We start from the raw sequence: 7,413 nt of genomic DNA, 5'->3' as shown, positions 1-7,413 counted from the left end.
GCCCCGATGCCGACACCGGCGCCCGCTCCGGTTCCCGCACCCATGCCCATACCGACTCCGGTCCCGGCTCCGGTTCCGGCCGCCGCATCGATGCCTCAGATGCCCTCGTTGCCGAACGTGGCCGCGATGCCCGGCATGGCTCCCGCTCCGGCCGCCGGCCTCCAGCCGGTCGCGCAGACCGGCATGCCCGGTATGGCCGCCGCCGCCAACCGCCGCGCGATGGGCGCCGCCCAGGGCCTCACAGCGGCCCAGGTCCGCGGCCGCACGGCCCCGGAGGGCCAGCCCGAGCCGCTGGGCTGGCCGGCTGCGGGCGCGATCTGAGCGAGCGGTGCGGCTCCGGCGCCTGGATTCCCCGGGGTGCCGGGGTTCATTACCGGGTTCAGTAGGCGACGGGCCAACCGCTGCTCCAGTCCAGGAGGTTGAGGCCGAGTTTGGGCGTCCCGTTGTCGTTGCCGTCGTAATAGTGGTAGACGATCAGGTCGCCGTCGACGTCGCCCAGGATCGACTGGCCGCCGGGGCCGATGACGCTGCCGTGCGACTCCAGCACGGGCGCGCCGCCGTTGTCGGTCATCGCGACGCCGTTCTTGTCGCGGTACGGCCCGGTGACACTGCTCGCGCGGCCGACCTTGACCTTGTAGGTGGAGCTGGTGCCGGCACAGCAGGTGTCGTACGAGGCGAAGAGGTAGTAGGAGCCGCCCCGTTTGACGATGAACGGGGCCTCGACGGCCTTGGTGCCGGTCGGACGGGACGCGAGCGAGTAGCGCGTGGTGTTGGACGAGAGCTGTTTTCCGGTCGACGGGTTGATCTGGATCATCTTGATCCCGGACCACCAGCTGCCGAAGGACAGCCACCACTTGCCGTCGTCGTCGACGAAGAGGTTGGGGTCGATGGCGTTGTAGTCGGTGGCGGAGCTGGACGTGTGGACGATGCCGTTGTCGGTCCAGCTGCCGGGCTGTCCCGTGGCCGAGGTGGCCAGCCCGATGGCCGAGTTCTGCGAACCGAAGGACGAGACCGAGTAGTACATCAGGTATCGGCCGCCGTGGAACGAGATGTCCGGCGCCCAGGCCTCCGGTACGGAGGAGTAGGTGGACCACCAGCCCGGTTTCGTGCGGAACGCGTCCGCGCCTGCGCTGAAGGCGATGCGGTCGGTGGACGTCCTGTTGGCGAGGCCGCCGCCGGTGGCGTACAGCAGGTACTGGCCGGACGAGGTACGGATCATCGTCGGGTCGTGGACGACCGTCGAGCCGGTGACGCGCCCGGGGTTCGGGTACGCGTTCGCCGTACCGGGGACGAGGGCGAGCAGGACGGCCGCGGGGAGGGCGAGGAGAGCGGTTCTTCGGGGGGTGCGGGAGGCGCGACGGGCGCGGGCAGTGCGGGAGGTGCGGCTCATACGGAACCTCCTGGGGAGTTGAGGGGTGACCTGACTCCGCCGCCCGGCATGGAGCGTCCGGCATCGAGCGTCCGGTATGGCGAACGGCGACCGTTCCATCGGACAACTGGTGCGCCCGAACCGTAGAGTCGAAGCGCTTGCGCGTCAACGCTTCTCACCCGGGCAACTCCGGCACCTCGCGTCAGGCGAGCGACGACCGTCGACCGGAAGAGGTCATTTCGCGATCACGAACGCACAACTCCGGCCGGTCTCTGCCCCCCGCCGGTAGTTCGCGCATGGCTGCCCGTGGCCCGGCTAGCGTGGATTTATGCGGTTGAGTGGCCTTGAGGGCTCCGAAACGGTCCTGTTGAAACGGAACTTCACAGGAGCGAACCTGTCCGTGCTGCGCGCCCTGGTGGAGGACACAGCGGCCGCCGAGGGCCTGGCGGGGGTGCGGCTGGGCGAGTTCACCCTCGCCATCAGCGAGATCGCCGACAACGCCGTCGAGCACGCGGGCGGGCGCGGCCACCTCGAACTCCGCCGCCTGACCCACGAGCTGGAGTGCCGGATCACGGACAACGGCCCCGGCTTCACGCCCGCCATCCCCGAACTCCTCCCCGGCCTCGACAACACCCGCTCCGGCCGCGGTCTCTGGCTCGCCCGTCTGGTCACCGACCGCCTCACCATCGCGGCGGGCGCGACGGGGGCCGCTGTGACGCTGGCGATGCGCCTGCGCTGACGCCGCGCGGGCGTACGGACGCACTTCCGCACGTGCGCGCGGCCGCACGGGCGCACGGGCGCAGCCGGAGTTCCTGCGGGGCCGCTCAGGCGCCCACCGTCTGCGGCTTCTCGACCGCCGGCTCCGTGGCCTTCTCCCTCCGATACGCCCGGATCGAGTAGGCCAGCCCCGCGGCCCACAGCGCGTACAGCAGCACGTACACGGCCGTACTCACGGCCCCCGTCGCCCCGACCCAGTCACTCCTCAGCAGCGTACGGACGTTGGTGACGATGATGACCCCGCCGACCGCGGACCCGAGCACCCGCGGCGGCACCAACCGTACGAGCCATGCCGCGATCGGCGCGGCGATCAGCCCGCCCAGCAGGAACGCCAGGACCCATGTGAAGTCGACGCCCTGGGAGCCGAGCGAGAACAGGAATCCGAGGCTGGCCGCGATCGCGACCAGGAACTCACTCGTGTCGATGGAGCCGATCACCTTGCGCGGCTCCATCCGGCCGCTGGCGAGCAACGCCGGCGTACCGACCGGACCCCAGCCGCCCCCGCCCGTCGCGTCCAGGAACCCGGCGACCAGCCCGAGCGGCGACAGGAACCGTTTCCGCAGCGGCTTGCCCAGCCGGTCCTTGGGCAGACCACGGAAGGTGAAGCGGGTCATGACGTACAGCCCGAGCCCCAGCAGGATCAGCGACATGACCGGCTCGGCGACCTCGGTGGACAGGGTGGACAGCACGGTCGCCCCCAGGAACGCGCCGACCGCGCCCGGCACACCGATCTTCGTCACGACCTTCCAGTCCACGTTGCCGAACCGCCAGTGCGAGGCGCCCGACATCAGCGTGGTGCCGATCTCGGCGAGGTGGACCGTGGCCGAGGCCGCCGCCGGGTTGGTGCCCATCGCGAGCAGCAGAGTGGTGGAGGTCACTCCGTAGGCCATGCCCAGACTGCCGTCCACGAGTTGGGCGCCGAGGCCCGCGAGCGCGAGCAGTACCAGCGTCCGCATGTACGTCCGCCTCCCCTTTTCCTGGTTTTCCCACCGGGTAGGTAGGGATTGATTGGCCGGGCCGACGATAAGGGGAGAAACTGAGGAACGCATTAGGACGATGTGACGATCCTGTGGGGGAGCGCCCACGCGCGACGGCTATGCGCTACGGGCTACGGGCACTCCCCGACCGCTGTGCGGCTAACGGAGTCGGATCACGTTCCAGGACAGCGGCTCCAGGACGGCGTGCAGCGCGCCGTCGCGGAGGGTCGCGCCCTCGACGGGGTGCGGTGTGACACGTTCCGGCTCGTCGAGGGTGTTGCGGGCGTCCGGGTCGGCGTCCGCGAGTGCGCTGTGCTCGACGACCGAGGTCAGCTCCAGCCCGTTCAGGGCGATTTCCAGTGGGAGCGACTCGGTGCGGCTGCGGTTGACGGCGAAGACGGTGACCGAGCCGTCCTCCCCGCGCACGGCCGTGGCGTGCAGCAGGTCCGTCTCGCCGTACTTCTCCGTCTCGTACGTCGGTGAGTCGACCCGTACGTCGAGGACCTGGCCGCGCCCGTACCGGGAGGCCTGCGCGAACGGGAAGAACGTGGTCTGCCGCCAGGCGGGGCCGCCCGGCTCGGTCATGATCGGCGCGATGACGTTGACGAGCTGGGCGAGGCAGGCGACGGTGACGCGGTCGGCGTGCCGGAGCAGCGCGATGAGCAGGGAGCCGAAGACGACGGCGTCCGTGACGCTGTAGTTGTCCTCCAGCAGGCGCGGGGCCTCCGGCCAGTCGCGGGGGTCGGCGGTCCTGGCGTGCTCCTCCCAGCGGGGGAGGTACCAGACGTTCCACTCGTCGAAGGAGAGGTTGATCTTCTTCTTGGACTTGAGCCGGGCGCCCACGTGGTCGCAGGTGGCGACGACGTTGTCGATGAAGGACTCCATGTCGACGGCGGAGGCGAGGAAGGAGTCGAGGTCGCCGTCGGTGGGCCAGTAGTAGGCGTGCAGCGAGACGTAGTCGACGAGGTCGTACGTCTCCGCCAGGACCGTCGCCTCCCACTCGGCGAAGGTGGGCATGGACTGGTTGGAGGAGCCGCAGGCGACGAGTTCGACTTCAGGGTCGATCTGGCGCATGGCGCGGGCGGTCTCGGCGGCGAGGCGGCCGTACTCCTGGGCGGTCTTGTGCCCGGTCTGCCAGGGGCCGTCCATCTCGTTCCCGAGGCACCACAGCCTGATGCCGAAGGGGTCCTTGTCACCGTGGGAGACACGGAGGCCCGAAAGGGCCGTGCCGGAGGGGTGGTTGGCGTACTCCTGGAGCTCCAGGGCCTCGGCCACGCCTCGGGTGCCGAGGTTGAGGGCCATCATGGGCTCGGCCTGGGGGCCGATCTTCCTGAGGAAGGCGATGTACTCCGAGAGCCCGAACTGGTTGGTCTCCGTGGAGCGCCAGGCGAGGTCGAGGCGTCGGGGGCGGTCCTCCGCCGGGCCCACCGAGTCCTCCCACTTGTAGCCGGAGACGAAGTTGCCGCCGGGGTAGCGGATCGTGGTGACGCCGAGTTCGCGTACGAGGTCCAGCACGTCGGTGCGGAGGCCCGCCTCGTCGGCCGACGGGTGGTCCGGCTCGTGCACGCCGGTGTAGACGCAGCGGCCGAGGTGCTCGACGAACGAACCGAAGATACGGGGATTGACCTCGCCGATGGTGAAGGCGGGGTCGAGGGTGAAGCGGGCGGAGCGCATGGTGTCCCTTCGGGGTGCGGTGCGTTGGGGCAACGGTCTGGCGCATACTGTTCGACATCTCGGATCATGACCGTAAGTTCGGACGGGACCGTAAATTCGATACGCCTGCACGTCAATGGGGCGGGCGCGACTCTCGTGTGCGGTGGTGAGGGTTTCGGCGGCGACGATCGTTCCGCCCCGGACAACGAACGTTGAATATTCATGGTGTCGACAAACGCGGGCGCGTACTGTCGGGCCGTGCTTGCTCTGTCAGTGACACTCGCGCGCATCGAGACGCGGATCGCCGGGACCGGACTCGACCGGGCCGAACTCCTCGACGTACGGGACCTGTCCAGGAGAACGGCGCCGCGCGGGAGCGAGGTCGGGGCGCTGCCGAGCGGGGGCGGCGAGGACGAAGCGGTGAAGGCCCGATGAGCGCCGGCTCAGGTTCGCGCGCCCGTGAGGCCGTCACCCGGACCGTCACCTCACTCATGGGCACCCGTGCCGGTGCCCGGATCGCGGCTGCCGTGGCCGCCTCGCGGGCCGGGGCCGGAATGCGGGACCTCGCGGGCGAACTCACCGCCGGGCTCCAGGCGCGCCTCGAAGGACCGGTCGGGGTACGGGAGTTGTGCGGCGCCCTGTGTGAGGCGATGAGCGAGCGCAGGGGCGGGCGTCGGGTCGAGCTGCGGTTCGAGCGGTTCCCCGATGAGATCGAGGTCACCGGGCTCTGGCTGGAGTTCCAGGACTTCGACCTGGTCATCGTCGAGGAGCGGGCCGAGGCCGTGCAGCAACTCGTCATCCTGGGCCACGAGTTGTGGCACATGCACGCCGGGCACGGTCACCACCACGTGGCCGGCGCGGCCGCCGTCCGCGCGCTGACCGACGAGCCCGGCTGGCGGGAGCACGCCCTGGCCGTTGCCGCCCGCAACGGCTCCCACGAGGCCGACGAGCGCGAGGCCGAGGACTTCGGCCACCGGCTCGCCACCAACCTCCGCATGTGGATGGCCTGTTCGGAACAGGACGGTCACCGGCCCGACGACCCGGTCGGGAAAGCCCTCCAGACCTACCTCGGCTACGGCGGGCCGCAGAACGGGCCGCGGAGCAGGTCGCGGAGATGACCTCCGAGACGGGCCCGGCAGTTGGCCTTCCGGCGAGCGCGGCGGCACAGCACCTGGCGTGGGATCCCGCGGGCTTCCTCGGCGAGCTGTACATCTCGTTCTGGATACCGACGGCGGTGCTCACCGCCGCCCTGGTCATCAAACTGCCCAGCATCGTCAAACTGTGGAGGGACCCGCTGCTGCGCGCCGTCGGCGGACTGCTGGTGCTCGCCTGCGCGGTCTTCACCTTCGCGGTGCCGGGGACCATCGCCTGGGTGAACCGGATCACGGGCGTGCCGAACTTCTCGGCGCCCTGGGTGTACTCCCTGATCACCGCGTTCTGCGCGTCCTGTCTGCTGCTGATCATCGCGTGGCGGGGCGGGCTCTCCGACCGCTCGGCGGCGACCCGCCGCGCCATGCGGTGGGTGGTCGGCATCTACAGCGCGGTGATCGTCGTCCTGTGGGTGCTGTTCGCGCTGGCGGACACCCCCGTGGAACGGCTGCGCGACCTCGACACGTACTACGCCACCACGCCCTTCATGCGCGAGGAGATCGTCCTCTACCTCCTCGCGCACACCGTGGCCGTCCTGATCACCTACCGGCTGGTGCGCAACTGGGTCCGCACGGACGGACTCGACGCCTGGCTGCGCTGGGGCCTGAAGTCCCTCGGCGTCGGATACGCGCTGAACCTGGTCTACGACGCCGCCAAGATCTCCGCCGTCGTCGCCCGCTGGACCGGCCGCGACCTGGACTGGCTGTCCACGGACCTGGCGCCGCCCGTGGCCGCCCTCTCCGCCATCCTCGTCGCGATCGGCTTCATCCTTCCGCACGCCGGCCAGTACCTCCACGGCCGCTGGCGGGTACGGCTGAGCCACTGGCGGCTGCGGCCCCTGTACCTCCTGCTGCGCACGGTCACCGGCTCCGCTGTGCCCCTCACCGTTCGGGGCGGTCCGGAGTTGCGCCTGACGCGCCGTGAGACCTTCATCCGCGACGTCCTGCTGCAACTGGCCCGCCACTTCGACGAGGACCTGCGGCGCCGGTCGTACGCGGCGGCCGTCACCCTCGGCCACCCGCCGGGCCGGGCGCGGGCGCTCGCCGCCGCCGTGACGATCCAGGACGCCGTGGCCGCGCGGAAGCGCCCGGTCGACCGTGACGCACCGGCCTCCCTGGGCACCGCCGCCCCCCTGCGGGAGATCGAGGCCGTATCCCGGGTCCTCCGCCACACCGACGAGATCGAAGCCGTCCTCAGCCTGGCGGCCACAGCAGCACAGAGTGTGCCCGCACATGACTGACCGTCAGGGAGGGGACGCGCCGCTGACGGACGCGGGCCCCGCCCCTGAGGGCGGCGCCCGCGATGGATCAGCCTGCGCGTGATCAGCCCCCGAACGCCGGCTGCTCCACGCCCTTGCCCGCGCCCGGGATCACCAGCAGCGAACCCGACAGGGGCGGAGGTGCCGTCAGGCCCGTGGCGGCCGTGGTGATGTAGAGGTCCGTCAGGTCGGGCCCGCCGAAGGCGCAGGCCGTGGGGCGGGGTACGGGG

Annotated in this window: 8 protein-coding genes and 1 pseudogene; 5 read left to right on the top strand and 4 right to left on the bottom strand. The window is 70.8% G+C overall.

Annotated features, from left to right (window positions below):
• Positions 1-321 (top strand): annotated as a pseudogene (locus FPZ41_RS43125) (histidinol-phosphate aminotransferase family protein); the annotation flags it as partial.
• A 58-nt stretch (positions 322-379) separates the two neighbouring features.
• On the opposite strand, the gene FPZ41_RS43120 reads toward FPZ41_RS43125, so the two are convergent.
• Positions 380-1,390 carry an arabinan endo-1,5-alpha-L-arabinosidase gene (locus FPZ41_RS43120; protein WP_152869956.1) on the bottom strand — a complete coding sequence of 337 codons (1,011 nt, stop codon included), beginning with the start codon at positions 1,388-1,390 and terminating at the stop codon, positions 380-382.
• Positions 1,391-1,697: 307 nt separating this feature from the next.
• Here FPZ41_RS43120 and FPZ41_RS43115 point away from each other — a divergent pair, with 307 nt between their 5' ends.
• Positions 1,698-2,108 carry an ATP-binding protein gene (locus FPZ41_RS43115; protein ID WP_152869954.1) on the top strand — a complete coding sequence of 137 codons (411 nt, stop codon included), beginning with the start codon at positions 1,698-1,700 and terminating at the stop codon, positions 2,106-2,108.
• 85 nt (positions 2,109-2,193) lie between these two features.
• Here the strand turns inward: FPZ41_RS43115 and FPZ41_RS43110 are convergent, their stop codons facing one another.
• Both FPZ41_RS43110 and arfA read right to left on the bottom strand, forming a co-directional pair.
• Complete coding sequence (locus tag FPZ41_RS43110) at positions 2,194-3,102, bottom strand: sulfite exporter TauE/SafE family protein (protein WP_152869952.1); 909 nt, start codon at positions 3,100-3,102, stop codon at positions 2,194-2,196.
• Between the two features lie 180 nt (positions 3,103-3,282).
• Complete coding sequence (arfA, locus tag FPZ41_RS43105) at positions 3,283-4,797, bottom strand: arabinosylfuranosidase ArfA (protein WP_152869950.1); 1,515 nt, start codon at positions 4,795-4,797, stop codon at positions 3,283-3,285.
• Positions 4,798-5,034: 237 nt separating this feature from the next.
• Here arfA and FPZ41_RS43100 point away from each other — a divergent pair, with 237 nt between their 5' ends.
• The 3 genes from FPZ41_RS43100 (at position 5,035) to FPZ41_RS43090 (ending at position 7,165) form a co-directional block, all read left to right on the top strand.
• Positions 5,035-5,211 carry a hypothetical protein gene (locus FPZ41_RS43100; RefSeq protein ID WP_194236424.1) on the top strand — a complete coding sequence of 59 codons (177 nt, stop codon included), beginning with the start codon at positions 5,035-5,037 and terminating at the stop codon, positions 5,209-5,211.
• Between the two features lie 119 nt (positions 5,212-5,330).
• Positions 5,331-5,894 (top strand): toxin-antitoxin system, toxin component family protein, encoded by a 564-nt coding sequence (locus FPZ41_RS43095; RefSeq protein WP_152869958.1) that lies wholly within the window; start codon positions 5,331-5,333, stop codon positions 5,892-5,894.
• Positions 5,891-7,165: an MAB_1171c family putative transporter gene (locus tag FPZ41_RS43090; RefSeq protein WP_152869946.1), complete on the top strand. Its 1,275-nt coding sequence runs from the start codon at positions 5,891-5,893 to the stop codon at positions 7,163-7,165. Before FPZ41_RS43095 ends, FPZ41_RS43090 begins: the two co-directional genes overlap by 4 nt.
• A gap of 82 nt (positions 7,166-7,247) precedes the next feature.
• Here the strand turns inward: FPZ41_RS43090 and FPZ41_RS43085 are convergent.
• Positions 7,248-7,413 (bottom strand): SMP-30/gluconolactonase/LRE family protein (locus tag FPZ41_RS43085; protein WP_194236423.1); only part of this gene is annotated, 166 nt, incomplete at its 5' end.

The organism is Streptomyces acidicola (assembly GCF_009377235.1).
Classification (GTDB): Bacteria; Actinomycetota; Actinomycetes; order Streptomycetales; family Streptomycetaceae; genus Streptomyces; species Streptomyces acidicola.
The sequence above is the reverse complement of the archived record's forward strand: the minus strand, read 5'-3'. Positions and strand labels throughout refer to the sequence as shown.